The sequence below is a fragment of the Kitasatospora cystarginea genome, assembly GCF_039533515.1.
In the GTDB taxonomy this organism is placed as follows: domain Bacteria; phylum Actinomycetota; class Actinomycetes; order Streptomycetales; family Streptomycetaceae; genus Kitasatospora; species Kitasatospora cystarginea.
Genome location: NZ_BAAATR010000003.1, coordinates 120,287 through 146,439 on the forward strand (window position 1 = coordinate 120,287; position 26,153 = coordinate 146,439).

Genomic DNA, 26,153 nt, shown 5'->3' on the forward strand with positions numbered 1-26,153 from the left:
CCGGCTGGAGCAGCGTTTACCCAGGTCGGAGTAGTTGGCGCGAGCGTCTCGCGCCGGGCCCGCAGTGGTCTGCGGGCCCGGCGTTAAGGGTCCGTCAAGATGTCGAGCTGTAATCGGGATATGGGGCAACGGTTACCTTTCAGCCGGTTCACAGCCCGTTGACAGCCCGTTTCCAGCTACGCCGCCCGCGCTACATCCGAAGCCGCAGCCGGCAGACCGCGGCGTCGGTCCGGCGGCGCAGCGCCCGGTCGATCACCGCGCCGCGCTGGTTCTGCAGCGCGCGCTGCCAGAACTTGGCGGGCTCGACCTCGGGGATCAACACGGTGATCCGCTCGTAGGAGCGTTCGACGCTGAGCTCGTTGACGTACGCCGCCAGCGGAGCGCCGAGCCTGCGGTGCGCGTCCGGCACCTCGACCAGCGGGACGCCCGGCTCCCACAGCTCCCAGTCGCGGCGCAGCGCCTCGGCGGCCTGCCTGTCCTCGGCGTCCGGGCTGGTGTGCACCACGGTGACGGCCATGACCTCGTCGCCGAGCGAGACCGCGGCCGTCAGGGCGTCCCTGGTCAGCCGGGAGATCGCGGTGACCGGGACGAGGACCAGCGAGCGCTGCCGGGTCACCGGGCCCGGCAGGCGGCCCAGCTCCAGCCGCTCGCCGATCCGGTCGTAGCTGCGGTGCACCAGCTCGAACAGCGCGACCAGCAGCGGCAGCGCGAGGCAGATGCCCCAGGCGCCCTCGGTGAACTTGGTGCCGGTGACCACGACGGTGGCGGTGCCGGTGAGCACCGCGCCGAAGCCGTTGAGCAGGGCCTTGCCGCGCCAGCCGGACCCGCGCTCGCCCTTCCAGTGCCTGACCATGCCCACCTGGCAGATGGTGAAGCCGACGAAGACGCCGATGGAGAAGAGCGGCACCAGGCTGTTGACGTCACCGCCGGAGCCGACCAGCAGCACCGCCGAGGCCAGCGAGAGGAAGAGCACGCCGTGCCGGTGCACCTGGTGGTCGGCGCGCAGCGCGAAGACGTGCGGCAGGTTGTTGTCCCGGGCCAGCAGGTGCATCAGCACGGGCAGTCCGCCGAAGGAGGTGTTGGCGGCCAGTCCCAGCAGGATCACGGTGGAGAACTGCACCAGGTAGAAGCCGAAGCCGTGGCCGAGCGAGGCGTCCGCCAACTGGGCGAGCACGGTGACGCCCTCGACCGGCTGGAGGTGGAACCGGCCGATCAGTACGGCCAGGCCGATCAGCATCACGCCGAGCAGCGCGCCGAGCGCGACCTCGGTGTGCTGGGCGCGTCTGACCCTGGGCGTACGGAACGACGGGACGGCGTTGGCCACCGCCTCGACGCCGGTCAGCGCCGAGCAGCCGGCCGCGAAGGCCTTGAGCAGCAGCAGCGCGCCGACCGTGGTGGCGTTGTCCGCCAGGGAGGAGGCGTGCCCGGCAGCGGCCGCGGTGCTGGCGGGCGCGGACCGGAACAGTCCGGCCACGATGATCGCCAGGATGGAGAGCACGAAGACGGCCGTCGGGGCCATGAACCACCGGGCCGACTCGGCGACCCCACGCAGGTTCACCGCGGTGACCAGGGCCAGTACGCCCAGGCAGAGCCAGACCCGCTGGTCGTACAGCTCGGGCACGGCGGAGGTCAGCGCGGCGACGCCGGCGGTGACGGAGACCGCCACGTTCAGGATGTAGTCGATGACCAGCGAGGCGGCCGCGGTCAGCGCGGCCCGACGGCCGAGGTGCGCCTTGGCGACCGCGTACGAGCCACCGCCGTCCGGGAAGGCGGCGATCACCTGCCGGTAGGAGGCCACCAGCACGGCCAGCAGCACGGCGATGGCGACGGTGACCGGAAGCGTGAACCCGAGGCCGTACGCCCCCGCGGCGGCCAGCACCAGCACGATCGACTCGGGACCGTACGCCACCGAGGCCATCGCGTCCAGCGACAGGGCTGCCAGGCCGCCGAGGACGGTCAGCTTGTCGCGGGAGTGCGCGTCCTCGTGCGGGGCGCCGGTATCAGGTGGCTCCTCATCCACGGCGAGGAAACCCGCCGGGCGCTCCATGTCGGTGCCGGGCATCGGCCTGACCTCCATTGTTCGGTGTGCTCCGATCGTGGCCGGGGCCGGGGCGCGGACAGCTTCTCCTGACGCCTTCTTGACGCTCCGACCGGGCGAACTGACGCGGTGTTGACGGCGTGTCCGCTCGCGCGCCGGCGGCGCGCCTCGACGCGCGAGCGGACGTGCCGTCAGGGGCGCGGTGCGCAAGGAGTGGGCGGGGCGCAGGACGGGGGAGCCGGACGGGCGCCTGCGCCGGGCCGGAGCGGAGCACAGCAGAGCGGAGCTCGTCCAAGTTCGAGGAGGCGAGCGGGAGGCCCCGCCTCGGCGCACCCCCGAGGCTTCCGCTCGCCCCGCCGGACCTACACGGGCGGGGCGAGCCGGGTGACGCGTATCCGGCGCCGCGGGAGGGCGGCCGGGAGCGAGCCGGCCAGGGCGGCGGCGGTGAGGAGCGCGAAGCGGGCCGGTTCGACCCCCAGGCCCGCCCAGCCGAGCTCGGCGAAGCGGTGGACGACGAAGCCGTCGTAGAACAGCCAGCCGGCTCCGGCGATCATCGGCGCTGCCAGCGGGCGCGAGACCGTACCGAGTACGCCGCAGAGCACGGCGTACGCGCCCAGCGCGAACCAGCTCGGCCGCAACTCCCCCACCCCGGCGAGCGTCCCGGCCAGTGCGGCACCGCCGACAAGCCCGAGCGCCATCGACATGTCCGGCGCCAGCCGGAAGGTGACCGGACGGTACCAGTGGCTACCGGGCCTGGCCCGGTACAACCGCACGGCACGCCCCTCAGCGCCGGAAGGCGAGTTCGAGGTCCTCGACCGTTTCGGGCGTCCGCGGGTGCCAGAGCGCACGGAGGTCGCCGAGGCCGCGGAGCGGCCAGTACCGACGGTGCTCCAGTTCGCGCTGGAGCTCGGGCCTGGGCACCGCGAGCACCGGGCAGGTGGCGTGCCGCAGGCAGTACCGGGCGACCGAGGGGCGCAACCGGCTGCCGTGTCCGGCGCCGATCACCAGGACGTCGCCCGGCCGGTCCGCCAACCGCACCAGGGCGAAACCGGGTTCACTGCGGACGACCTCGGACTGGAAGCGCGCCCCGAGGTCGGCAGGCGCACCGCCGAAGGCCTCGTCCAACGCGGTGCGCAGCCGGTCGACCGCGGCGGCCCGGACGGCCGAGAGCAGCGGTGGACAGGGCGAGCGCCGGTACCCGTGCTCCCCGCCCGGCGGCTCCCAGACCAGGACGGCGAGCACCTCGGCATCGGTGCGGCGGGCTTCGGCGACGGCCTGGTGCAGCGCGGCCAGGCTGCCCAGAGATCCGCTGACGCCGACCACCAGACGGCGCTGCGCGCCGTACTCCCGGCTGTGCTCCATCTCCGCCCTCCACTCGCTCCGGCCCGGCCTTCCGGCTCGGTCCCTCCCAGCGAAGCAGCGGCGACGGGCGGCGCGATCGCCCTTGACGAAGCCCTGACGGGGCGGCGGGGGATCCCTACGCGGCCCTGACGGGGCCTGGACGGATCGGCGTCGACGGCGGACCCCGGGGAGCGCGCACCGGGTGCGGGGGCGAGCGGCCGGGTGTCCCGGCGGGCGCCGGTTGGGAAGACGATCAGCTCTGGCGAAGGCCCCCGGCAGTACTCCGGAACGATCTTCAGCGGGGAGGCTGACTGGCCGCCCACCCCCCGGAGCAACACTCTGCTGCCATTCAGATGTAATTGCAAGCCATACGCAATAGTGTTGCCCGGGCACGGCGAACACCTGTGCAGCACAGCTGAACCACAGCGACTAGGAGCTCTCTCAACCATGGCTCAGTACACGCTCCCCGACCTTCCGTACGACTACTCCGCGCTGGAGCGCGCGATGTCGGCGGAGATCCTCGAACTGCACCACTCCAAGCACCACGCCGCCTACGTCAAGGGCGCCAACGACACCGTCGAGCAGCTCGCCGAGGCCCGCGACAAGGAGCAGTTCGGCGGCCTGGTCGGCCTGCAGAAGACGCTCGCCTTCCACCTCTCCGGCCACGTCCTGCACTCGCTCTTCTGGCAGAACCTCTCCCCCGAGGGCGGCGACCGCCCCGACGGCGCCCTCGCCGACGCCATCACCGAGCACTTCGGCAGCTTCGAGGCCTTCCAGAAGCAACTCACCACCGCCACCGTCGGCGTCCAGGGCTCCGGCTGGGGCATCCTCTCCTGGGAACCGCTCGGCCAGCGCCTGATCGTCGAGCAGGTCTACGACCACCACGGCAACGTCGGCCAGGGCACCACCCCGCTGCTCGCCTTCGACGCCTGGGAGCACGCGTACTACCTGCAGTACCGGAACGTCCGCCCGGACTACGTCACCCGCCTCTGGGACGTCGTCAACTGGCAGGACGTCTCCGCCCGCTTCGCCGCGACCCAGGCCTGACCCTCCCCGGCCGGGAGCCGCCACCCGGCGCGGCCCCGGCCCCGAGCACCTGCCGCGACGGCCTTCACGACGGCACGACGCGGCACGACGAAAAACGGCCCCTGATCTGCGTTTCCGCAGATCAGGGGCCGTTTCTCTATCCTGTGGCTGGTGCAGGGTTCGAACCTGCGTAGCTTGCGCGACAGATTTACAGTCTGCTCCCTTTGGCCGCTCGGGCAACCAGCCAGGATTTTGGCCTCCCGGGGTTTGCCCCGTTCGACTTGGTAAACCATACCTGATGGATGGGGGTGGTTCGCCACTCGGTAGGCGGCCGCCGGGAACCCGGCGGACCCGGAAGCGATCCCGGGCACCGCGTGGCTGTCGCGGGCGGGCGGGTACGGCGCTGGATAGGCTTGGGCGGCACCTGCTCCGTGCGGGCGGGGGCGGACCGTGAAGCCAGAGCATCAAGGAGACCAACACACATGGCCGACTCCAGTTTCGACATCGTCTCGAAGGTCGAGTGGCAGGAGGTCGACAACGCGATCAACCAGACCTCCCGCGAGATCGCCACCCGCTTCGACTTCAAGAACGTCGGCGGCGAGATCAGCCGGTCGGGCGAGAAGATCGAGATGAAGGCCAACGGCGAGGAGCGGGTCAAGGCCATCCTGGACGTGCTCCAGAGCAAGTTCATCAAGCGCGGGCTCTCGCTCAAGGCGCTGGACGCGGGCGACCCGCAGCTCTCCGGCAAGGAGTACAAGATCTTCGCGAACGTGAAGGAGGGCATCTCCCAGGACGATGCCAAGAAGGTCGCGAAGATCATCCGCGATGAGGGCCCCAAGGGGGTCAAGGCTCAGGTTCAGGGCGACGAGCTGCGGGTCACCTCGAAGAGCCGGGACGACCTGCAGGCGGTCCAGGCGCTGCTCAAGGGCAAGGACCTCGACTTCGCGATCCAGTTCGTGAACTACCGCTAAACAGGCCCTGGGCCTGCGAAAACGCTGGTTTTCGCAGGCCAGGGCACACGAGGGCGCAGTGCTGACCACAGCCTGCGCCCTCGGTGTTGCCCACCCTCTTGCGGCCGGGCGCCGGGCACGGCACGCTCCTGCTCGCGGACGACCAAGCCATTGTCCGCGGCGGCCTGCGGCTCACCCTGGAGGACCGGGACGACATCACCGTGGTCGGCGAGGTCGCCGACGGCGCCGAGGCGGTGGACCTGGCCCGGCGGCTACGCCCGGACGCGTGCCTGGTCGACATCCGGACACCGGGACCGGACGGCATCGAGGCCACCCGCGCCCCGGCCGGGCCCGGGGTGGCCGCCCCGCTGCGGGTGGTGATCGTCACCACCTTCGACCTCGACGAGTACGTCTACGGGGCGCTGCACGCCGGGTGGACCGCCGCCGGCCGGGTCAGCGCTCCAGCCAGCCCTCCGTGTGCCGGTGCCTGCCGAGGCCGACCGCCTCGAACTCGTCCTCCCCGTACGGGCGGTGGGCGCCGAGGCGGCGCAGCACCTGGGATATCGGACTGCCTTCGGCCGGGAAGGACTCACCGACCGCGACACCGACCGGGCCGAGTGCGATCTTCCCGTCCAGCCAGACCGCGCCCTGCTGGCTACCCCGGCCACCGAAGTAGTCGGCCTCGACATAGGCGATCGGGCCGGCCTTGGACCACGCGTTCAGCCTGCGTTCGAACCCCCGGGGGAAGAAGGTGAAGCCCGCCACCACCGCGCCCTCGTGCTGGTCGAGAGAGTCGAGGAGTTCGGCGGTCAGCGGGATCAGGGCCAGCTCCTGCTGCAGCTGCACAGCCCGCGCGAGCCGGACCTCCGCGGCCACCACATTGGCCAGTTCGACCGAGGCGATCAGCGCTCTGAGTTCGTATGACACTCAGTCATTCTGCGCTACTTATGGCATACCGGGCCACAGGAATATTCGAACTGACTATTTATTAGATCTTCTGCCAAGTTCCGGCCGGGTCAGGACGGCCGGAACCGAGTCCCGGGAATGCGGGACCGCTTGGCGGTGCCGGGTCCCGGCCCGACAGACTGACCGGATGACCAAGCCGATCCGCCCCACCCCCGAGCAGCTCGCCGCCGCCCAGGGCACCACCATCCCGGACGTCACCGCTCCCGGACTGCGGGTGCTGTTCTGCGGGATCAACCCCGGTCTCTGGTCGGGCGCCACCGGTCACCACTTCGCCCGTCCCGGCAACCGGTTCTGGCCGGCGCTGCACCGCTCGGGATTCACCCCGCGCCAGTTCCGGCCGGACGAACAGCGGGAGTTGCTCGCACTCGGCCTGGGCATCACCAACGTCGTCGCGCGCACCACGGCCAAGGCGGACGAACTGACCGCCGAGGAGTACCGGCAGGGCGGCGCGGGGTTGGTGGAACGGGTGGAACGCCTGCGGCCCCGGGTACTGGCCGTGCTGGGGATCGGCGCGTACCGGACCGCCTTCGGCAGGCCGCGCACCCGGATCGGCCGGCAGCCGGAGCGGATCGGCGACACCGAGGTGTGGGTACTGCCCAACCCCAGTGGCCTGAACGCCCACTACACACTGGACGGGCTGGCGGCGGAGTTCCGCGCGCTGCGCGAGGCACTGCCGCCCGCCGACTGACGCCCCGCGGCGGGGAGTTCGGCCGACCGGAGTTCCCGGTACGGGGCACGGACGGGCGGGCGAATGCGGGGTGCCGACGCTCACCGGGAGGTTCGCCGCGCCCGCGCCAGCACCCGCAGCGGCGCCACCACTCCGTACCCCACGTCCCGTCGGAGCGCCCCGCCCCCGCGCGCTCGACCGCACGCAACTGGCACTCCATCAACTCGATCATCGCTCGCCCCACCGGCCGCAGTCCGGGCGCGCTGAGCCCGACCACGTCCCGCGCCGCGTCCAGCGCCGTTCCCGCCTGCCCGCGCAGCTCGGCCAGCAGCGCCCGCACCGCGCCGCTGTCCACGCCCTGCTCCAGCTCGGCCCGGGTGACCTTGTGCCGGTCCAGCTGATCGCGCGGGATGCAGAGCCGGCCCTCCCGCAGGTCCCCGGCGAGGTCGGCCAGGAAGTCCACCCGCTGCGCCGCGTCCACGAACCGCCGCCAACCGGCCGCCTCCTGCGCGCCCGGCCCGCCCTGGTACTGCAGCCCGGCGAAGACCAGCAGCCCCGGGCAGGCGTAGTCGTCCAGGTACGCCTGGTAGTCACCCTCGGTGCCGAAGCCGGCGAAGGACGCCTCGACGGCGGCCGCCCCGCCCAGGAAGGCCGACACCCAGGAGGTCGGCAGCCCCCGCTCGGCCACCGCGTGCGCGTATGCCGTCAGCACCGGCTCCGTGCTGTGCCCGCAGGACAGCGCCCGCATCGTGCGCTCGCTCAACTCCCGGAGGTTTCCGGCCCGTTGTTCGACTGGGCCGCTCTCGGCCACGTCGTCCACCAGGTTCATGAACGCCAACCCGGCCACCAGGTGCGGCACCAGCGCGGGTTCCGCCAGCAACCGCAGTGCCAGGTAAGGGGCCTGTTCCCGTCGCACCACCCGCCGGGCGGCGGCGGTGTAGACCGCGCGCACCGGCGCCTCGGTGATGCCAGCGGCCGTCAGCGTACGGCGCCAGGTGGGCACGACGGCGTCTTCTTCCTTCGGTGGAACGGGGCGCCCCACCGTACCGAACCCGCTCCGGGCGGCCCCGGTGCCCCCGGCCCGCCGCCTCAGCGCCCGCCGAAGCGCTCGTCGGTGGAGACCACCTCGCGCCCGAGCGGCATCAGCGAGATCGGGATCAGCTTCAGGTTGGCCCAGCCGAACGGGATCCCGATGATCGACAGGAACAGCGGGATGCTGGTCACCAGGTGCCCGATCGCCAGCCACCAGCCCGCGAAGACGAACCAGATCACATTGCCGATGAACGACCCCGCCCCGGCGTCGGGCCGCTCCACCGTCGTCCGCCCGAACGGCCACAGCACGTACCCGGCTATCCGGAAGCTGGCGATGCCGAACGGAATGGTCACGACGAGCACGAAGCAGACGATCCCGGCGACGGCATAGCCGATGGCCATCCAGATCCCGCAGAAGACCAGCCAGAGCACATTGAGCACGAAATCGATGAGCTTCACACCGTCCAGCTTCCCACGTGGCGCCCCGCCGAAGCGCCCGCCCGGCCGCGCACACCACGGGCCCGCGACACCCGCCGAGCGCCCCACGGGCCCGAACGAGCCGTCAACGGCCGTGCGACGCACAGGAGTGCGGGCGGTTCGCCCCGCTCAGCCGGTGCCGTCCTCCGCGGCACTGTCGAGCAGGGCCCTCAGCAGGTCCTCGTCGTGCGGGAGGAGGGCACTGACGAAGCTGGCCAGCACCGCGTCGCGATCGTCCTCGCCGTCGAGCACCCTGCGCATCCGCAGCGCGGCGAGTCCGGCGGCGTCGGCGGAGGCGAGCCAGCGGTAGGAACGCCCGGACCTGGTGCGGGAGACGGCGTCCTTGGCGTGCAGCCGGGAGAGGATGGTCATCACCGTGGTGTAGGCGAGGTCCCCGTCGAGGCGTTCCTGGACCCAGCTCGCGGTCGCGGGGCCCGGCGCCTCGCGCAGGACGGCGAGCACCTGGGCCTCCAGTTCGCCCTGCCCCCGACGGCGCACCCTGGGGTCCCTCGCCGGTGCGTTCAGCTCCTCGTCCATGGCGATGACCTCATCCCTCCGCCGCCGCGGCGCCGCCGGGCGGGGCGCGGCCTTCATCCTACTGAGCGGGCTCGGACCATGAGTCGACCCGGAGCCCGGGCGGGCGGCCCCGGAGCCCGGCGCGCGGTGGGGCCGGGGCTGCCCGCTGCGGCACCCGACGCCGGGTCACACCCCTTGGCGGAACCGGCAGGGGTGACTTCACCGTGTCGGCTTTGTATGCTTCGCTCGTCTTCTACACCACTGTAGAAGACAATCGGGGGGCCCATCGTCGAGCCTGCCCGCCACCCTCGCCCGTCCGCACCGCGCCGGCCACGCCTGCGCGCCGCCCGCGCGGCGATTCACTCCGCACCCGCCGCGAAAGGTTGCGCGCATGACCGGCTCGGATTCGCGTACGCCTCCACGCAGCCGACCCGCCCCCGAGGGCCGTCCCGGGATACCCGACGGCCCGGCCCCGAAGCCACGGCGCGGCAAGAAGAAGATCGCCCTGTGGGCCGGCGCCGCGACGCTCTCGCTGGTGATCCTCGGCACCGCCGGGGTCTACTACCGGCTGAACGCCAACATCAACACCTTCGACGGCGGCGGCCTCAGCGCGGACCGCCCGCCGGCGGCCGCCCCGGACGCCAACGGCAACACCCCGGTGAACGTGCTGCTGATCGGTTCGGACTCGCGCGACGGCGGCAACAAGGACCTCGGCGGCGGCGGGGACATCGGAGCCCGCTCGGACACCACGATCCTGTTGCACGTCTACGCCGACCACAAGCACGCGGTGGGCGTCTCGATCCCGCGCGACTCGCTGGTGGACATCCCGCCGTGCAAGGCGGACGGGAAGTGGACGGCACCGCAGACCAACGCCATGTTCAACAGCGCCTTCGCGGTGGGCGACACCGCGCAGGGCAACCCGGCCTGCACCCAGAACACCATCGAGAAGCTGACCGGCCTGCGGATGGACCACACCGTGGTGGTGAACTTCACCGGGTTCGCGGCGATGACCAGCGCGGTCGGCGGGGTGAACGTCTGCGTCCCGAGCGACGTCTACGAGGGCGACCTCAACCCCAACCTGGGCCGCAAGGGCAAGCAGATCTTCGCCAAGGGTCCGCAGAAGGTGTCGGGTCAGCAGGCACTGGACTACGTACGGGTGCGGCACGGCATCGGCGACGGCTCGGACATCGGCCGGATGCAGCGTCAGCAGGCTTTCCTCTCCTCGCTGGCCAAGACCGTGAAGAGCCAGGGGATGAACCCGACCACCCTGCTCCCGCTCGCCGACGCGGCCACCAAGTCGCTGACCGTGGACCCGGGGCTCGGCTCGGCGGACAAGCTGCTCGCCTTCGCGATGTCACTGAAGGACATCGACCTGAAGAACATCAAGTTCCTCACCGCCCCGTGGAGATACAACGGCGCCCGGGTCTCGCTGGTGCACCCCGACATCGACCAGCTCTGGGCGGCGCTGAAGGCCGACCGCACGCTCGACGGCCAGGACGCCGGCGGCGGCGCGTCGAGTTCTCCCGGCCCCGGGGGCACCCCCACCGCATCGCCCGCGGCCGCCGCGCCCGCCGCGAAGGGCACGGGGATCGCGGTCGCCGTCTACAACGGCACCACCGCACCGGGTCTGAGCACCAAGGCCGCGAGCCTGCTGGAGGGGGCCGACTTCACGGTCACCGGCAAGGCCAACGCCGCCGACCGGGACCACGCCACCACCACGGTCGAGTACGGCAGCGGCGAGAAGGACGGGGCGCAGACGGTGGCCCGGCTCTTCCCCGGTTCCCGGCTGGAGGCGGTCGGCCGCCCGGGCATCAGCCTGGTCCTCGGCCAGGACTTCGCCTCCTCGGACGGCGGGGACAAGAGCGCCGCCGTTCCGCCCGGACCGCTGCCGACCAGCGTCAGCGACGCGGCCCGCTCCGCCGACGACGACCCGTGCAGCAAGCTGTCGTACGGCTGACGCCCGCCGCCTGGTCGAGGCCCGCCGTGCGGCCTGCCGGGCGCCTCCGACCAGGGCCGACACCGCCCCAAGGTCCGGCAAAACAATTCTCCCGTCGTTGCATTCTCGCTATCTCTACACTGATGTAGATTCATTGACCAGGTCGGCCGTTCCAGGACCGGCCGCACCGCCGAGGTCCGCGCCTGCCGGACCGAGGCCAGGAACTCCAGGAGGGGCATCATGGGAGTCACGCTCTCCAAGGGCGGCAACGTCTCGCTGACCAAGGAGGCCCCGGGCCTGACGGCCGTCATCGTCGGCCTCGGCTGGGAGGTCCGCTCCACCACCGGCGCCGACTTCGACCTCGACGCCAGTGCGCTGCTCTGCACCGAGGCCGGCCGGGTGCTCAGCGACCAGCACTTCGTCTTCTTCAACAACCTGCGCAGCCCCGAAGGTTCGGTCGAGCACAGCGGCGACAACCTCACCGGCGGCGGCGGTGGCGACGACGAGCAGATCAAGGTCGACCTGACGGCCATTCCGGCCGGGGTCGCCAAGGTCGTCTTCCCGGTCTCCATCTACGACGCCGACACCCGCGGGCAGAACTTCGGCCAGGTCCGCAACGCCTTCATCCGCGTGATCGACCAGGCCACCGGCAGCGAGATCGCCCGCTACGACCTGACCGAGGACGCCTCCACCGAGACCGCGATGGTCTTCGGCGAGCTGTACCGCCTCGGCGCCGACTGGAAGTTCCGCGCCATCGGCCAGGGTTACGCCTCCGGCCTGCGCGGCATCGCCCTGGACTACGGCGTCAACGTCTGAGCTGCCCGGCGGGCCAGGACAGGCCGACGGTCACTCCCTTCACCTCCATGACTTCGGGGGAACGCATGGACCGACTCAACCGCCCGCCACAGCTGAGCAACCTGTCCCAGCAGGACCGGGCCGACTTCGAACTGGCCCTCCGCCAGGCCCTGGCCCGACCGGAGATCCGGGACGCGCTGCAACGGAACCCGGACCTCTGCCCAGAGCAGCTCCAGGCCCTCGCCCGGACGGCGACCGGCGAGATCGCGGCCGCCGCCGCCGACGAGTACCTGGAGTACCTCCGGGTGCGCGGCGCGGCTGGAAGCCCCGCCTACGACTCCCCGCGCAGCATCGACCAGGACTGGGCGGGTGGCCTGATGGGCGTACTCGCCGTCCTGGTCCCCCTGCTCACCGGCACCGCCGCGGCGATCCTGCTGCTCCTCGGGTACGCGCTGGGACTGGCCAAGTCCCAGCGCCACCTGGCCGACTCGCTGCTCACCGCGGGCTGGGCGACCGCCGTGGTCGCCGGCATCTGCGTCATCGGCGGAGTCGTCGGACTGCTCACCACCGCGGCCCGGCGCCGGGCCGCCCAGTCGGACACCCCGGCGGCGGGCCGACCCGAGGAGCTCAAGCGGGCCCGCGAGGCCTGGCGGACCGCTCTGCTGGAACGTGGACTGCTGCCCTACCTCCACCTCCGTCTCCAGTAGCCTCGGGCCGGACCGGCCGGAGAGCCGGTCCACCGACGCGTACGAAGGACCTGAGGAAGAGATCGTGAACATACGCCGCATCGCAGGGGCCGTGCCCGCTCTGCTGCTGGCCGCACTGCTGCTGGGCCAGCAGACCGCGGCCCAGGCCGCCCCCGTGACGGTCCGTACGGTGGCCGCCGCGCCCGCCACGCCCGCCGCCGCCGGGGACACCGCCCGGACCCAGGCGCCGACCCAGGCCCAGGAGCAGCAGCGGACCCGGCAGCTCGCCGCCGGAAAGGACACCAGGACCACCAAGAAGAAGGGCGGCTTCTTCAAGAAGCTCGGGATCGCGGTGATCGTGGTGATCCTGCTGATCGTCCTCTTCGCGATCGGCCTGATCGTCGCCATCGTGTTCGCGCTCAAGCGGATCTTCCGTCGACGATAGCCGTCGGCGGCCGGCCCGGCCACTCCGGTCGTCCGGGTCTCCCGGGCCGCTCCGGCCCGACGAGTTGCGAGGTCGCGGACGCCTCCTACGCTGCAACTGACGGACGCCTCACCGAATGTCGAAGCGTCCCGCAGCCGCAGGGAGGCAGCCATGTCCCAGGCTTCTGGTCCGCTCCACAACCCGTCGGGCCCCGTCCCGGCCGCGCACCAGCCCCGGCTGGACAGCCCGGAGGCCGTCGCCAGCGTGGTGCTGTTCGCCGGCGTGTTGATGCTGGTCAACGGGGTGTTGGGGATCCTCCAGGGCATCGTCGCGCTGTCCAGGAACAGCATCTACGTGACCAGCCCGCACTACACCTTCGAGTTCAACCTCACCGCGTGGGGCTGGATCCACATCGTGTGGGGCCTGGCCATCGCCGCGATCGGCTACGGCGTGGTCAAGGGCGCCGCCTGGGCCCGGGTGCTCGCCATCCTGGTGGTCGCCGTCGGCCTGGCACTGAACTTCATCTTCCTGCCGTACTACCCGCTCTGGTCCCTGGTGATCATCGCGATCGACGGCTTCATCCTCTGGGCGCTGTGCACGTACCACTCGCAAACCGCCGACTGATCCGCGGTCGCGGTGCCCCGCGACCGCGTGCCCGGCGGTGGCCGATCAGCGGTGGTAGCCGGCCAGCTGCTCCAGCCGGGCGACCCGCTCGGCCATCGGCGGGTGGGTGGAGAACAGCCGGGTACCGGCCTCGCCCAGGCGGAACGGGCTGGCGATCATCATGTGGCTGGCCGTCTGGAGCTGCGGCTCCGGCGGCAGCGGCGCCCGCTGGGTGCCGATCTCCAGCTTGCGCAGGGCACTGGCCAGGGCGAGCGGGTCGCCCGTGATCCTGGCGCCGTCCGCATCGGCCTGGTACTCGCGGGAGCGGCTGACGGCCAGCTGGATCAGGGTGGCGGCGAGCGGGCCGAGGATCATGATGAGCAGCAGCCCGATCAGCCCGGGCCCCTCGTCGTCCTCGTCCCGCCCGAACGGGATCAGCCAGGCGAAGTTCACCAGGAACATGATCACGGAGGCCAGTGCCCCGGCCACCGAGGAGATCAGGATGTCCCGGTTGTAGACATGGCTGAGCTCATGGCCGAGCACCCCGCGCAGCTCCCGCTCGTCCAGCAGCTGCAGAATGCCGTCGGTGCAGCAGACCGCCGCGTTGCGCGGGTTGCGGCCGGTGGCGAAGGCGTTCGGCGCCGGGGTCGGCGAGATGTACAGCCGGGGCATCGGCTGGCGGGCCGAGGTGGAGAGCTCGCGGACGATCCGGTACAGCTGCGGCGCCTCGATCTCGCTCACCGGGCGGGCCCGCATCGCGCGCAGGGCCAGCTTGTCGCTGTTCCAGTACGCGTACGCGTTGGTGCCGAGGGCGACCAGCAGGGCGACCACGAAGCCGGTGCGCCCGAAGAAGCTGCCGATCACCAGGATCAGCGCGGACAGGCCGCCGAGCAGCGCGGCCGTTCTCAATCCGTTGTGCCGGCGGTGCACGGCAGGCCCTCCAAATGGTGCGGTGGGAAGCCTTCGGTTCACATCCCTCTGCCCGATCAACGGCGGAACGCGCCGACTTCGTTCCCTTGTGCACTCCGCCCCACCAGGATCGGGGCGGGGCCGCGGAGGCTTCCGCCTGCCGGTACGGCGGAGGGCGCGGGCACCCGTGCGGTGCCTCGCGCCCTCCGATGGGCCTCCCCGGTCCGGCCGGGTGCGGCTCAGAACAGGCTGCCGCCCGCGACCTGGAGGACCAGTTGCGGGGCCACCGAGAGCACGGCCGCCACGACCGCGGTCACGCCCAGGGTGGCCGCCAGCGGGGTCGGAAGGCGGCCGTCGGTGACCACCCGCTCCGCCGGGGCGAACAGCTTCGCGGTCCACAGCAGGTAGTAGTACAGCGCGATCACGACGTTGACCGCCATCACCACGGCCAGCCAGCCCAGGCCCGCGTCCACGGCCGCCCGGAAGACCACCACCTTGCCGAACAGGCCGACCACGCCCGGCGGCAGACCGGCCAGGCAGAGCAGGAAGAAGGCCATCGCGAGCGCCGTCCAGCGGCGCCGGGCGAACAGGCCCGCGTAGTCGTCCAGCCGGCTGCCGGCTCTGCGGCTGACGGCGGCGACCACGGCGAAGGCACCGAGGTTCACCACGCCGTAGATCAGCGCGTACGCGGCGGTGGCCCCGATCGGCTGGTCCGTGCCCGCGTAGCCGGCGGCCGCCAGCGGGACCAGCAGGTAGCCGGCCTGGCCGATCGAGGACCAGGCGAGCAGCCGGACGGCGCTGTGCGCGGTGTTCCCGCGCTGGCGCAGCGCGGCCACGTTGCCCGCTGTCATGGTCAGCGCGGCGAGCACGGCCAGCGCCAGGCCCCAGGTGTGGCCGTACGGGCGGAAGGCGATGGTGGTGGCCAGGACCAGGCCGGAGAGGCCGGCCGCCTTGCCGACCACGGACAGGTATCCGGCGACCGGGACCGGGGCGCCGGTGTAGGTGTCGGGCAGCCAGAAGTGGAACGGGACGGCGGCCACCTTGAAGGCGAAGCCGACCAGGGTGAGCGCGGCGCCCGCCTCCGCGAGCGGCTTCAGCTGCGCCGGGGCGTGGCCCAGGCCGTCGGCGACGGCGGCCAGGTGCAGGCTGCCGGTGGCGGCGTAGACGAAGCTGATGCCGAGCAGCATCACGGCCGTCGCGGTGACCGAGGAGAGGAAGAACTTCAGCGCGGCCTCGGCGCCCCGGCCGTCCCGGCGCAGGGCGACCAGCGCGAAGGCGGGCAGCGAGGCCACCTCAAGCGCGATGACCAGCGTCGCCAGGTCGCGGGAGGCGGGCAGCAGGGCGGCGCCGGCGGCGCTGCTGAGCAGCAGGAACCAGTACTCGCCGCCCGGGAGCCGCTCCTCGTCCACGGTGTGGACGGACAGCAGGGCCGCGATCAGCGCACCGCCGAGTGCCAGCAGCTGGAAGACCAGCGCGAAGTGGTCGGCGACGTAGGAGCACAGCGGATTGTCGGTGGCGCCAGCTACGTTCCGCAGGCAGAAGGTCGACCGGGTGTTACCGCGCGCCAGTGGGAGGAGTGCGATGAGGGCGAGGGCGAGTCCGCCGGCGGTGAGCCGGCCGAGGGCCTTCTTCTTCCCCGCCGGGAGGAAGAGGTCCGCGAGCAGCACGCCGATCGCGGCCAGGGCGGCGATCAGCGGGGGCGCGATCGCGAGCCAGTCGATCGACTGCACGAGCATGCCCGGGTTGGCGACGGCCAGCGAGGTCACATCAGGCGCGGACAGGGTCATGGCGGGCTGCCCCAGGAGGAGGTGAGAGCCGAGCGGGGTACCGGGCATCGGTCAGCCACCCCCGAGGAGGTGCTTGACCGCGGGGTCGGACAGGCTCAGCAGGAGGGCCGGCCAGAGCCCGGCCACCACGGTGAGCGCGGCGAGCGGGGTCCAGCTGACGGCCTCGTACGGGCGGATGTCGGGGATCTCGGCGACCACGGCGGGCTGCTTGGGGTCACCCATGCAGACGCGTCTGACCACGACCAGCAGATACGCGGCGGTGAGGAGGGTGCCGAGTCCGGCGATCACCATGTAGGTCACGAAGGCGGGGCGCGAGAGCCCGGCGGCCGGATCGAAGGCGCCGAACATCGCGAGCAGCTCGCCCCAGAAGCCCGCCAGCCCGGGGAGGCCGAGGCTGGCGACGGAGGCGAAGGCGAGCAGCGCGCCGATGCGCGGTGCCCGACCGTAGAGGGCGGCGCCGGTGGCACCCGAGATGGTGTCCAGGTCGGCCGTGCCGTAGCGGTCCTTGACGGCGCCGACCAGGAAGAACAGCAGGCCGGTGATCAGGCCGTGGGCGATGTTGGCGAACAGCGCGCCGTTGACGCCCGTCGGGGTGAGGGAGGCGATGCCCAGCAGCACGAAGCCCATGTGGCCGACGGAGGAGTAGGCGATCAGACGCTTGAGGTCGCCCTTGGCGCCGGAATCGGCGGTGGGCGACGGGAGGGCCAGAGCGAGGCAGGCCAACGAGCCGTAGACGATGCCGACGGCCGCCAACGCGCCCAGGTAGGGGGCGAAGGTGGCGGTGCCGTCCGGCACGATCGGGAGTAGGACGCGGACCAGGCCGTACGTACCCATCTTCAGCAGCACACCGGCGAGCAGCACCGAGCCGACGGTGGGGGCCGAGGTGTGCGCGTCCGGGAGCCAGCTGTGCAGCGGCCAGGCGGGGGCCTTCACCGCCAGGCCGGCCAGGATGGCCAGCGCGGCGATCACCTGGGTGGTGTGGCTGAGCCCCTTGCCGTGGGCGGCGGCGAGCTCGGTCATGTCGAACGTGCCCGCCTGGGTGCCGACCAGCAGGAAGCCGAGCAGCATCACGGCCGAGCCGAGCAGCGTGTAGAGGATGAACCGGTTGGCGGACATCACCCGCTGCCCGTTCCCCCACCGGGCGATCAGGAAGTACATCGGGATCAGCACGATCTCGAAGGCCAGGAAGAACAGCACCAGGTCGAGCACCGCGAAGGTGGCCAGCATGCCGACTTCGAGGAGCAGCAGCAGCCCGGTGAAGGAGCGGGCGCTCGGGGTGCCCTCCCCGTCCGGCAGCCGCTTGGTCGAGTACGCCGCGCACAGGAAGGTGAGCAGGGCGGTCAGCACGATCAGCGGCAGCGAGATGCCGTCCACCCCGAGGTGGAAGCGGACTCCGATGGCCGGGATCCAGCGCAGGTCGGTGACGGCCTGCATCCGGCTCGGCGCGCCGCGGTCGAAGCCGGTCGCGAGCACGACGGTGAGCAGCAGGACGACGCCGGTGACGGCCGTACCGAGCCGGAGTGCGCGCCGGTCGGCGGCTGCGGGGTCCGCGCCGAGCGGCGCGAGGGTGGCGGCGGCGCCGAGCAGGGGCAGCAGCAGGAGGGCGATGAGGACTGCGTTCATCGGGGGCTCCAAGGACGTGCTGCGGCGGACGGGCGGGAGGGGGGTGTACGGGTCATGTGCCGACCGCCACCAGGACGGCGAGCAGGACGACACCGGCGAGCAGGGCACTCACGTAGGCCTGCGCGTTGCCGTTCTGCGCCCGCCGGACCAGCCAGCCGAGCAGATTGGCGCCGCCGCCCGTGCCGCGGACGTAGGTCTCGATGACCTCGCGGTCCAGGAAGCGGACCAGCTGCGCGGCCGCGGTCGTCGGGCGGACGAACAGCGCGCTGTAGAGCCGGTCCACGTGGAATCCGTGCTGCGCGGGGCCGAAGAGCGGGCCGAGCAGGGTCCGACCGGGGTCGGCGGCGGCGCCAGCCGCCGCCTGGCCGGCCGGTACCGTACGGGCGGCCGCCGCGGCGCGGGCGGTGCCCGAGCGCCAGGCCGCGTACGCGACCAGGATCCCGGCCAGGGCGAGCGCGGTACCGATCACCGCGGTGCCGGTTGAGGGCCGCAGCGAGCCGCCGTCCAGCAGGCTCGGCAGCCAGTCGGGGCGCAGTCCGGCGACGCCGAATCCCATGGTGGGGACGGCGAGCACCCACAGCGGCCAGCGCATGGCGTGCGGTTCGAGCTGCGTCCCGGCCTCGTCGATCTCGGGCGAGTACGGCGCGCCCTCGGCGTGCCCGTTCGCCTGCCCCGGCTCCGGGGCGGCCGGGGCGGCCGTCGCCTGCGCGTGGAATGCGACCAGCCAGAGCCTCGTCGCGTACGCCGCGGTGAGCAGTGCGGTGAACGCACCGGACACCAGCACGATCCAGCCGCCGGCGGCGGGCACCGCTGAGGCGGGCCCGAGTCCGTTGGTGATCGCCTCGCCGGTCGCGGCGTGCTCGGCGGCGGTGAGCACCGCCTCCTTGCTGAAGAAGCCGCTGAAGGGCGGCAGTCCGACCAGGGCGACCAGGGCGATGCCCATCGTCCAGTAGGCGTCGGGGACGCGCCTGCGCAGGTCCGGCATCCGGGACATGGCGGAGATGGAGTTGGTGTGCGCGGCGTGGATCACCACGCCGGCGGTGAGGAACAGCAGGGCCTTGAAGGCGCCGTGGCTGATCAGGTGGAACACGGCCGCGTCGCGGTCGCCGCTGGCCAGCGCACCGGCCATGTAGCCGAGCTGGCCTACGGTCGAGTAGGCGAGCACCCGCTTGAGGTCGTCCTGGGCGAGCGCGCACAGCGCGGACCCGACCATGGTGACGGCCGCCATCACCGAGAGCACCAGCAGCGCGGCGCCGGAGAGCAGGAAGACCGGCAGCAGCCGGGCGACCAGGTAGATGCCGGCGGCGACCATGGTGGCGGCGTGGATCAGCGCGGAGACCGGAGTCGGACCGGCCATCGCATCGGGGAGCCAGGTGTGCAGGGGGAACTGCGCGCTCTTGCCGGCGACCCCGGCGAGCAGCAGCAGCGCGATCAGGGTCGGGTGGCCGAGCCTGCCGCCGGCCGCCGCCTCCAGCACCCCGCTGATCCGGAAGGTACCGGCGTCCGACCCCAGCAGGAGGATCCCGAACAGGAAGGGGATGTCACCGAGCTTGGTGACCAGGAACGCCTTGAGCGAGGCCGAGCGGGCGTCGGCGCTCTCCCAGTGGTGGCCGATCAGGAAGTACGAGCAGATGCCCATGATCTCCCAGCCGACCAGCAGCACCACCAGGTCGCCGGAGTACACGACCAGGAACATCGCGGCGGTGAAGAGTGAGACCAGCGCCGCGTACGAGGGGTAGCGCGGGTCGTCCTTCAGGTAGGCCGTGGAGTAGACCTGCACACAGGTCGCGACCAGGCCGACCAGCAGGGAGATCAGCGAGCTGAAGCCGTCCAGGTGGATGGCGAGCGAGATGGCGGGGCCGCCGGTCGGGGTGAGCCGGGTGGCGGCGTCCAGGCTCTGGCCACCGCCCAGCTGGAGGGCGACGACCAGGGCGAGCACGGCCGAGGCGGCCACCGGGAGGATGGCCAGCGGCCGGGCGAAGCCGGGGGCGCGGCGGCCGGTGGCCAGGGTCGCGGCGGCGCCGAGCGCGGGCAGCGCGGGGACCAGGGCGGGGAGGGCGAGGTTCATGCGGCGGCCCTGTCGTTCGGCACGGCGGCCTCCGCAGCGGCCTCGGCGGCGTCCTCGTTCGGGTCACCGAGCGCGGTGAGCCGGTCGATGTCCGCCGTGCCCCTGTTCCGGAAGACCAGCAGGACGATGGCGAGGCCGAGGCCGATCTCGGCGGCGGCGACGGTGATGATGAAGAGCGTGAGCGCCTGCCCGGCGTGCAGCGAGTCACGCAGCCAGGCATCGAAGGCGACCAGGTTCAGGTTGACGGCGTTGAGCATCAGCTCGACGGACATCAGCACCAGGATGGCGTTCCGCCGGGCGAGCACGCCGTAGACGCCGACGCTGAACAGCAGCGCGGCGAGGACGACTGGGTACACGAGGTGCATCGGCGGTCAGTTCTCCTGCGCAGGGGTCGTCGGGGCGGCGGCGCCCGCACTGCCGGCCCGGGCGGCGGTCGCACTCGCGCGGCCGTTGGTACCGGCCGGCTTGCCCGCGCGCAGCTTCCCGGCGCGCGGCTTCGGCAACCGTCCGCCGCCGTCGCGGGAGAGCACGATAGCGCCGATCAGCGCGGCCAGCAGCAGCACGGACAGTGCCTCGAAGGGCAGCACCCAGTGCCGGAACAGGTAGACACCGGTCACCTTGGCGCTGCCGCCGCCGGCCCCGAGGTCCAGCCAGGAGGTCCGGAAGGCGTCCACGACCAGGGTGACCAGGGTGCCCGCGGCAGCCAGGGCCACGCCGAGCGCCACCCAGCGGTTGCCGGAGTTCGCGTCGGGCGAGCGGCCGATCGGCGCCTTGGTGAGCATCAGTCCGAAGAGCACCAGCACGATCACCGAGCCGAGGTAGATCAGCACCTGGACCCAGGCGATGAACTCGGCCGTCAGCAGCAGGAACTCGATCGCCAGGCCGCCGAGCGCGACGACCAGCCAGAGCGCGGCGTGCACCAGCTGCCTGGTGGTCACCGAGATGACGGCGGAGCCGAGCACGGCGATGCCGACCAGCAGGAAGACGACCTCCACACCGGTCGGGGAGAGGAAGGAGCGGGCGGCCGGGTCCAGCGGACCCGCCGCGGCGAGCAGGGCGGTCACTCGGCCCCACCCCCGGCGGCCTCGGCGGCGGCCGCGGCCGCCAGCTTGTCGGCGGCCTTGCGGGCCATGGCGATCTCCTTGGGCTCCTCGGCCCCCGGGTCGAGCGCGGGCGGCGGCGGCACCGTCCACATCCACTCCCGCAGCCGGTCCCGCTCGTGGGTCAGCTCCAGGATGTCGGTCTCCGCGTACTCGAACTCCGGCGACCAGAAGAGCGCGTCGAACGGGCAGACCTCGATGCAGATGCCGCAGTACATGCAGAGCGAGAAGTCGATCGCGAAGCGGTCCAGCACGTTGCGGGTGCGGGCGCGGGCGTTCGGGTCGGCCGCGGGCAGCGTCTCCTTGTGGGAGTCGATGTAGATGCACCAGTCGGGGCACTCACGGGCGCAGAGCATGCAGACCGTGCAGTTCTCCTCCAGCAGCGCGATCACACCGCGGGTACGCGGGGGCAGCTCGGGCTGCACGTCCGGGTACTGGGCGGTGATCGACCGCTTGGTCATCGTCCGCAGGGTGACGGCCAGGCCCTTGGCCAGGCCACTGCCTGGAATGTTCATCAGGAGATCGCCACCTTGACGACGCCGGTGATGGCCAGCTGGAGCAGCGCGAGCGGGATCAGGCAGGTCCAGGCGAAGCGCATCAGCTGGTCCTCGCGCAGCCGGGGGTAGGTGACCCGGAGCCAGATCACCACGAAGGCCAGTGCGAAGGTCTTGAGCAGGGTCCACAGCCAGCCGAGGCTCTCCGGCAGCGGGCCGTGCCAGCCGCCGAGGAAGAGCACCGTGGTCAGTGCGCAGATCACCAGGATGCCCGCGAACTCGGAGAGCAGGAAGAACGCGAAGCGCAGCCCGGTGTACTCGGTGTACGCGCCGAAGATGATCTCCGAGTCGGCCACCGGCATGTCGAACGGCGGACGCTGCAGCTCGGCCAGCCCGGCCGTGAAGAAGACGAACGCGCCGATCAGCTGCCACGGCACCCACCACCAGTGGAAGGCGTCCACGATGCCCGGCAGCGAGAGCGTGCCCGCCGCCATCGCCACCGAGGCGGCGGCGAGCAGCATCGGCAGCTCGTACGACATCAGCTGGGCGGCCGTCCGCAGACCACCGAGCAGCGAGAACTTGTTGGCGGACGCCCAGCCGGCCATCAGCGAGCCGAGCACGCCGATGCCCATCACGGCCAGGACGAAGAACAGGCCGGCGTCCACCGCCTGGCCGACGAAGCCGTTCGGTCCGACCGGGACCAGCAGCAGCACGATCAGGTACGGCAGCAGGGCGACGACCGGCGCCGCCTGGAAGACCCGGCGGTCCGCGTCGAGCGGTACCACGTCCTCCTTCTGCGCGAACTTGACGCCGTCGGCGACCAGCTGCGCCCAGCCGTGGAAGCCGCCCGCGTACATCGGGCCGAGCCGCCCCTGCATGTGGGCCATCACCTTGTGCTCGGTCTGGCCGATGATCAGCGGGAAGACCAGGAAGACGATCAGGACCGCGACGCAGCGCAGCAGCGTGTCGAGCAGGTTCACGTGCTGTCTCCGTTCTGGGCGGGCTTCCCGGTGGGGTTCTCGGCGGGCTGCTTGCCGGGGGTCTCGGCAGGGGCCTGGGCGGCGCTCTCGGCGGGCGCGCCCGCTTCGTCACCGGCGGGCGTCTCATCCCCGGCCTGCGACGCCTTCGGCGGAGCCTCCCCGGCGGGCTCGGGTCCGGTGGCGGGCACCGGGGAGTGCCAGGGCGCGTCCGAGGACTGGGTACGGGCCACAGCCGGTCGTGCGGGCGCCTCCTGCTTCGGTGCCGACGCACTCCCGGCGGCCTCGGCACTCTCGGCGCCGCCGGCCGCTTGGCTCACCGACCCCTCGCTCACGCTACGCGTCCGACGCACCCGAACCGGCGGCGCCGCGCTCTCGGCGGCCTCCGCACCCTCCGCCGCCTGGCTCACCGAACCCTCGCTGATGCTGCGGGTCCGCCGCGGCCGGTCGGCCCGCGCGGCGGGTCCGCCCTCTGCACCGGCTCCGGCCGCCGCCGCGCGCGGCCCACGGGCGGCGCGAGCCGGACGCTCGGCGGCAGGCGGCAGGGTGCCCTTGAGCGGGCCCCACTCGTTGGGGTCGGGCACACCGGCGGGCTGCATCTTGCGCCGGGCCGGACCACCGCCGTGGTCGCTCTCCCCCGGTTCCTTGGCGCCGGGCCAGTCCTTGGCGACCCGGGCCGCCAGCACGAACTCCTTGCGCAGCGGGTGGCCCTCGAAGCCGTCCGGTAGCAGCAGGGTGGCCAGGTGCGGGTGGCCCGTGAAGTCGATGCCGAACATCTCGTGGGTCTCCCGCTCGTGCCAGGCGGCACCGGCGTAGACCCCGACGGCGCTAGGCAGCGCGGCGGCGGCGCGCGGGATTCGGGTCCGCAGCACCAGGTGCCGTACCCCGGGCGCACCGGGCGCGGCGAGGTGGGCGGCCACCGAGAAGCCCTCGGACAGCTCGTCCACCGCGCTCAGCCAGTCGAAGAAGCCGAGCCCGAGCACGTCCCGGGCGCTGGTGAGCGCCTCGATCCAGTGCTCGGCCGGGACGTCCACGGTCAGCAGCTCGTACGCCTCGGCGGCGGTGGCCCACTCGCCGAACGCGGCCGCCACCTCTTCGGCGCTGCGCGGGATCACTGCTCGCCCCCCGGGGTCTGCGCGGGCGCGGGGACCAGCGGACGGCGCAGCGCGGAGGCGGGCGCCGCGTACCGTGCGGGCAGCGACTCGGCCGCGATCTTCTCCTGCAGCTTGAGGATGCCCTGGAGCAGCGCCTCGGGCCGCGGCGGGCAGCCGGGCACGTAGACGTCTACCGGGATGATCTGGTCCACGCCCTTGGTGACGGAGTACGAGTCCCAGTACGGGCCGCCCGAGTTGGAACAGGCACCGAAGGAGATCACGTACTTGGGCTCGGGCATCTGCTCGTACAGGCGCTTGACGGCCGGGGCCATCTTGTCGGTCACCGTGCCCGAAACGATCATCAAATCGGCCTGGCGCGGGCCCGGCGCGAACGGAATGACACCCATCCGGATGAAGTCGTGCTTGGCCATCGACGCCGCGATGAACTCGATCGCGCAGCAGGCGAGACCGAAGTTGAAGCACCAGAGGCTGTAGCGGCGCCCCCAGTTGAGCACCACCTTGACCGGGTCCGGGGCGAGCCGGGCCAGCGGGCCGAGCCGACGTGGCTCGACCGCGCCCGGACGCGCCGGGTCGGGCATGCCGAGCACGATCGGCCCGTCGGCGGAGCCGTGCGAGTGGTTGTGCGTCACGTTGCGGGTCACGTCCATTCCAGAACGCCCTTCCTCCAGGCGTAGAGCAGCCCGATTGCGAGGAAACCGATGAAGACGAACATCTCCACCAGGGTCGTCATACCGAACCCGGCGGCGGCGAAGACCGTCGCCCAGGGGAAGAGGTAGATCGCATCGACTGCGAAGATCACGTACAGGAAGGCGTAGATGTAGTACCGGACCTGGGTGTGCGCCCAGTCCGCGCCGACCGGATCGACGCCGCACTCGTAGGTGAGCAGCTTCTCCGGCGAGTACACCACCGGCCGCAGCAGCCGGTTGGCGGTGAAGGACACCGTGACGAAGAGCACGCCGACGACGGCCAGCAGGCCCACCGCGGCATACGCGTCGAAGTAGCCGCCGCCCACGGCGGGGTCGGCAGCAGCCAGCGGCCCCTCCATACTTCTTCGCCTCCAGATCGGCCGCGGCCCCACCGTTCCCGGCGGGCTCTCCCGGCCTCATTTTTACGCGCACATAACCATCGCTACGGCGCGAGTCTAAGCGCAGCGGTGTACTCTCCCCACACCCTGCCCGACCTTCAAGACGTCCGGTGGACAAGTAGCGGGAGAACGCCTCCTCCCGGCCCGGCCGCGTCAGGCCTGCCCGGGGGTGGGGATAACCCCCTGCCTCGGACGCCGATCACCCCCATGGCCCAGGGCTGCGCCGACCCGGAATGCTGGAGCCCGACAGTCCACCGAGAGGGCCAAGACCATGAACGACGCACCGCCGGGCCGACGGCCGGCCGCTCCGCCGCTGTACGGGGCGACGATGTGGCGCCAGGTGCAGCACCTGCTGCTCAACCTACCGCTCGGCGTCGGTGCCTTCGTCTTCACCGTAGTGACGCTGGCCGCCGGCCTGGGGCTCTCGATCACCGTGATCGGAATGCCGCTGCTGGCCGGCGGGCTGGCCGGCTGCCGGGCGCTCGGCTCGCTGGCCCGCCGCCGGGCGCGGACCGGGCTCGGCCTCGACCTGCCCGATCCGGGGCCGGTGGTGGTCTCCCGGCCGGGCCGGGCGGGCTGGGTGATCGCCGTCCTGACCGACTGGCTGAACTGGCGCTGTGCACTCTACGCGTTCCTGCTGCTGCCCTGGGGCGTGCTCAGCTTCGCCCTGACCCTGGTCCTGCTGATCGTCGGCTGGCCGGTGCTGCCCTGGGCGATGCGCTTCCTCGGCACGGTGGACGGGATGCTGATCGGCAGCCTGCTCGCCCCCGGCGCGCTCACCGAGCGGGTGAAGGAGTTGGAGGAGGACCGGGGCGCGGTGGTCGACACCGCCGCCGCCGACCTGCGCCGGATCGAGCGGGACCTGCACGACGGCGCGCAGGCCCGGTTGGTCGCCCTCGCCATGGACCTGGGCCTGGCCAAGGAGAAGCTGGCCGACTCGGTCGAGGACTCGGATGCCGAGGGCGTCCAGGCCGCCGCGAAGATGGTGGGCGCCGCGCACGGCGAGGTGAAGCTGGCCCTCCAGGAGCTGCGCGACCTCGCCCGGGGGATCCACCCGGCCGTGCTGACCGACCGCGGCCTGGATGCCGCGCTCTCCGCGGTCGCCGCCCGCTGCACCGTCCCCGGCGGGGTCAGGGTGAACGTGGACCTGTCCCGACCGGACGGCACCGTGCAGCGGCCGGACTCGGCGGTGGAGGGGATCGCGTACTTCACGGTCAGCGAACTGCTGACCAACATCTCCAAGCACTCCGGCGCCCGCACCGCCTCGGTGGAGGCCTGGCGGGCCGGCGACCGGCTGATGGTGGTGGTCCAGGATGACGGCACGGGCGGTGCGGCCGCCTACCCGGGCAGCGGCCTGGCCGGTCTGGGCGAGCGGGTCGGCGCGGTGGACGGGGTCTTCGTGGTGGACAGCCCGCCGGGCGGACCGACCGAGGTCACGGTCGAACTCCCGTGGCGGACCAGGTCCCGCTGACCCGGTACGGACACGGCCGGGCCCGGCGGCCGCCACCCTTGCGCGGTGCGGCCGCCGGGTCCGGGGCC

26 protein-coding genes, 1 tRNA gene and 2 pseudogenes are annotated in these 26,153 nt (G+C 72.3%); 10 read left to right on the forward strand and 19 right to left on the reverse strand.

Annotation, left to right across the window (positions count from 1 at the left end; genetic code table 11):
• Positions 1-190 precede the first annotated feature (190 nt).
• From ABD369_RS04415 to ABD369_RS04425, 3 genes are all read right to left on the reverse strand, one after another.
• A complete protein-coding gene (locus tag ABD369_RS04415; protein ID WP_344634853.1) occupies positions 191-2,062 on the reverse strand; it encodes an APC family permease in 1,872 nt (623 codons plus the stop codon).
• Between the two features lie 338 nt (positions 2,063-2,400).
• On the reverse strand, positions 2,401-2,811 hold the full coding sequence (locus ABD369_RS04420) for a hypothetical protein (protein ID WP_344634854.1): 411 nt from the start codon (positions 2,809-2,811) through the stop codon (positions 2,401-2,403).
• 10 nt (positions 2,812-2,821) lie between these two features.
• On the reverse strand, positions 2,822-3,400 hold the full coding sequence (locus ABD369_RS04425) for a universal stress protein (RefSeq protein ID WP_344634855.1): 579 nt from the start codon (positions 3,398-3,400) through the stop codon (positions 2,822-2,824).
• A 426-nt stretch (positions 3,401-3,826) separates the two neighbouring features.
• Between ABD369_RS04425 and ABD369_RS04430 the strand changes: the two genes are divergently transcribed.
• Complete coding sequence (locus ABD369_RS04430) at positions 3,827-4,426, forward strand: superoxide dismutase (RefSeq protein WP_344634856.1); 600 nt, start codon at positions 3,827-3,829, stop codon at positions 4,424-4,426.
• Positions 4,427-4,570: 144 nt separating this feature from the next.
• Here ABD369_RS04430 and ABD369_RS04435 read toward each other — a convergent pair.
• Positions 4,571-4,651: transfer RNA gene (locus ABD369_RS04435), tRNA-Tyr, on the reverse strand.
• A 236-nt stretch (positions 4,652-4,887) separates the two neighbouring features.
• On the opposite strand from ABD369_RS04435, the gene ABD369_RS04440 reads away from it, so the two are divergent.
• Positions 4,888-5,376: a YajQ family cyclic di-GMP-binding protein gene (locus tag ABD369_RS04440; RefSeq protein ID WP_344634857.1), complete on the forward strand. Its 489-nt coding sequence runs from the start codon at positions 4,888-4,890 to the stop codon at positions 5,374-5,376.
• A 98-nt stretch (positions 5,377-5,474) separates the two neighbouring features.
• Positions 5,475-5,789, forward strand: a pseudogene (locus tag ABD369_RS04445) (response regulator); the annotation flags it as partial.
• A 19-nt stretch (positions 5,790-5,808) separates the two neighbouring features.
• Here the strand turns inward: ABD369_RS04445 and ABD369_RS04450 are convergent.
• On the reverse strand, positions 5,809-6,282 hold the full coding sequence (locus tag ABD369_RS04450; RefSeq protein WP_344635112.1) for a hypothetical protein: 474 nt from the start codon (positions 6,280-6,282) through the stop codon (positions 5,809-5,811).
• 166 nt (positions 6,283-6,448) lie between these two features.
• Between ABD369_RS04450 and mug the strand changes: the two genes are divergently transcribed.
• Positions 6,449-7,009 (forward strand): G/U mismatch-specific DNA glycosylase, encoded by a 561-nt coding sequence (gene mug / locus ABD369_RS04455; protein WP_344634858.1) that lies wholly within the window; start codon positions 6,449-6,451, stop codon positions 7,007-7,009.
• 220 nt (positions 7,010-7,229) lie between these two features.
• Here mug and ABD369_RS41070 read toward each other — a convergent pair.
• From ABD369_RS41070 to ABD369_RS04470, 3 genes and pseudogenes are all read right to left on the reverse strand, one after another.
• Positions 7,230-8,030 (reverse strand): annotated as a pseudogene (locus ABD369_RS41070) (squalene/phytoene synthase family protein); the annotation flags it as partial.
• Between the two features lie 47 nt (positions 8,031-8,077).
• Complete coding sequence (locus tag ABD369_RS04465; protein WP_344634860.1) at positions 8,078-8,479, reverse strand: YccF domain-containing protein; 402 nt, start codon at positions 8,477-8,479, stop codon at positions 8,078-8,080.
• 147 nt (positions 8,480-8,626) lie between these two features.
• On the reverse strand, positions 8,627-9,034 hold the full coding sequence (locus ABD369_RS04470; RefSeq protein WP_344634861.1) for a BlaI/MecI/CopY family transcriptional regulator: 408 nt from the start codon (positions 9,032-9,034) through the stop codon (positions 8,627-8,629).
• Between the two features lie 370 nt (positions 9,035-9,404).
• Between ABD369_RS04470 and ABD369_RS04475 the strand changes: the two genes are divergently transcribed.
• The 5 genes from ABD369_RS04475 to ABD369_RS04495 all read left to right on the forward strand — a co-directional run bounded on the left by ABD369_RS04475 (position 9,405) and on the right by ABD369_RS04495 (position 13,478).
• Positions 9,405-10,970, forward strand: a complete 1,566-nt coding sequence (locus ABD369_RS04475; protein WP_344634862.1) for an LCP family protein — start codon at positions 9,405-9,407, stop codon at positions 10,968-10,970.
• 219 nt (positions 10,971-11,189) lie between these two features.
• Entirely contained in the window at positions 11,190-11,765 is a 576-nt protein-coding gene (locus tag ABD369_RS04480; RefSeq protein ID WP_344634863.1) for a TerD family protein, read from the forward strand.
• Between the two features lie 65 nt (positions 11,766-11,830).
• Positions 11,831-12,451, forward strand: a complete 621-nt coding sequence (locus ABD369_RS04485) for a hypothetical protein (RefSeq protein ID WP_344634864.1) — start codon at positions 11,831-11,833, stop codon at positions 12,449-12,451.
• A gap of 64 nt (positions 12,452-12,515) precedes the next feature.
• Positions 12,516-12,875 carry a hypothetical protein gene (locus ABD369_RS04490; protein WP_344634865.1) on the forward strand — a complete coding sequence of 120 codons (360 nt, stop codon included), beginning with the start codon at positions 12,516-12,518 and terminating at the stop codon, positions 12,873-12,875.
• Positions 12,876-13,025: 150 nt separating this feature from the next.
• A complete protein-coding gene (locus ABD369_RS04495; protein WP_344634866.1) occupies positions 13,026-13,478 on the forward strand; it encodes a DUF7144 family membrane protein in 453 nt (150 codons plus the stop codon).
• Positions 13,479-13,523: 45 nt separating this feature from the next.
• Here ABD369_RS04495 and htpX read toward each other — a convergent pair whose 3' ends face one another.
• From htpX to ABD369_RS04550, 11 genes are all read right to left on the reverse strand, one after another.
• A complete protein-coding gene (gene htpX, locus ABD369_RS04500) occupies positions 13,524-14,387 on the reverse strand; it encodes a zinc metalloprotease HtpX (protein WP_344634867.1) in 864 nt (287 codons plus the stop codon).
• Positions 14,388-14,605: 218 nt separating this feature from the next.
• On the reverse strand, positions 14,606-16,153 hold the full coding sequence (locus ABD369_RS04505; RefSeq protein ID WP_344635092.1) for an NADH-quinone oxidoreductase subunit N: 1,548 nt from the start codon (positions 16,151-16,153) through the stop codon (positions 14,606-14,608).
• A 51-nt stretch (positions 16,154-16,204) separates the two neighbouring features.
• Positions 16,205-17,776 carry a complex I subunit 4 family protein gene (locus ABD369_RS04510; protein WP_344634868.1) on the reverse strand — a complete coding sequence of 524 codons (1,572 nt, stop codon included), beginning with the start codon at positions 17,774-17,776 and terminating at the stop codon, positions 16,205-16,207.
• Positions 17,777-17,828: 52 nt separating this feature from the next.
• The gene (locus ABD369_RS04515; RefSeq protein ID WP_344634869.1) at positions 17,829-19,844 is read right to left on the reverse strand and encodes an NADH-quinone oxidoreductase subunit 5 family protein; all 2,016 of its coding nucleotides are present in this window, start codon (positions 19,842-19,844) and stop codon (positions 17,829-17,831) included.
• Positions 19,841-20,209 (reverse strand): NADH-quinone oxidoreductase subunit NuoK, encoded by a 369-nt coding sequence (gene nuoK / locus ABD369_RS04520; protein ID WP_344634870.1) that lies wholly within the window; start codon positions 20,207-20,209, stop codon positions 19,841-19,843. The genes ABD369_RS04515 and nuoK overlap by 4 nt, the downstream gene beginning before the upstream one ends.
• Positions 20,210-20,215: 6 nt before the next feature.
• Positions 20,216-20,908: an NADH-quinone oxidoreductase subunit J family protein gene (locus ABD369_RS04525; protein ID WP_344634871.1), complete on the reverse strand. Its 693-nt coding sequence runs from the start codon at positions 20,906-20,908 to the stop codon at positions 20,216-20,218.
• Positions 20,905-21,459, reverse strand: a complete 555-nt coding sequence (locus tag ABD369_RS04530; protein ID WP_344634872.1) for a NuoI/complex I 23 kDa subunit family protein — start codon at positions 21,457-21,459, stop codon at positions 20,905-20,907. The genes ABD369_RS04525 and ABD369_RS04530 overlap by 4 nt, the downstream gene beginning before the upstream one ends.
• Positions 21,459-22,412: a complex I subunit 1/NuoH family protein gene (locus ABD369_RS04535; protein ID WP_344635093.1), complete on the reverse strand. Its 954-nt coding sequence runs from the start codon at positions 22,410-22,412 to the stop codon at positions 21,459-21,461. Before ABD369_RS04535 ends, ABD369_RS04530 begins: the two co-directional genes overlap by 1 nt.
• Positions 22,413-22,414: 2 nt before the next feature.
• The gene (locus tag ABD369_RS04540; RefSeq protein WP_344634873.1) at positions 22,415-23,530 is read right to left on the reverse strand and encodes an NADH-quinone oxidoreductase subunit C; all 1,116 of its coding nucleotides are present in this window, start codon (positions 23,528-23,530) and stop codon (positions 22,415-22,417) included.
• Complete coding sequence (locus ABD369_RS04545; RefSeq protein ID WP_344635094.1) at positions 23,527-24,108, reverse strand: NADH-quinone oxidoreductase subunit B; 582 nt, start codon at positions 24,106-24,108, stop codon at positions 23,527-23,529. Before ABD369_RS04545 ends, ABD369_RS04540 begins: the two co-directional genes overlap by 4 nt.
• A 59-nt stretch (positions 24,109-24,167) precedes the next feature.
• Positions 24,168-24,575: an NADH-quinone oxidoreductase subunit A gene (locus ABD369_RS04550; protein ID WP_344634874.1), complete on the reverse strand. Its 408-nt coding sequence runs from the start codon at positions 24,573-24,575 to the stop codon at positions 24,168-24,170.
• Between the two features lie 310 nt (positions 24,576-24,885).
• Between ABD369_RS04550 and ABD369_RS04555 the strand changes: the two genes are divergently transcribed.
• Complete coding sequence (locus ABD369_RS04555; protein ID WP_344634875.1) at positions 24,886-26,085, forward strand: sensor histidine kinase; 1,200 nt, start codon at positions 24,886-24,888, stop codon at positions 26,083-26,085.
• Positions 26,086-26,153: the final 68 nt, after the last annotated feature.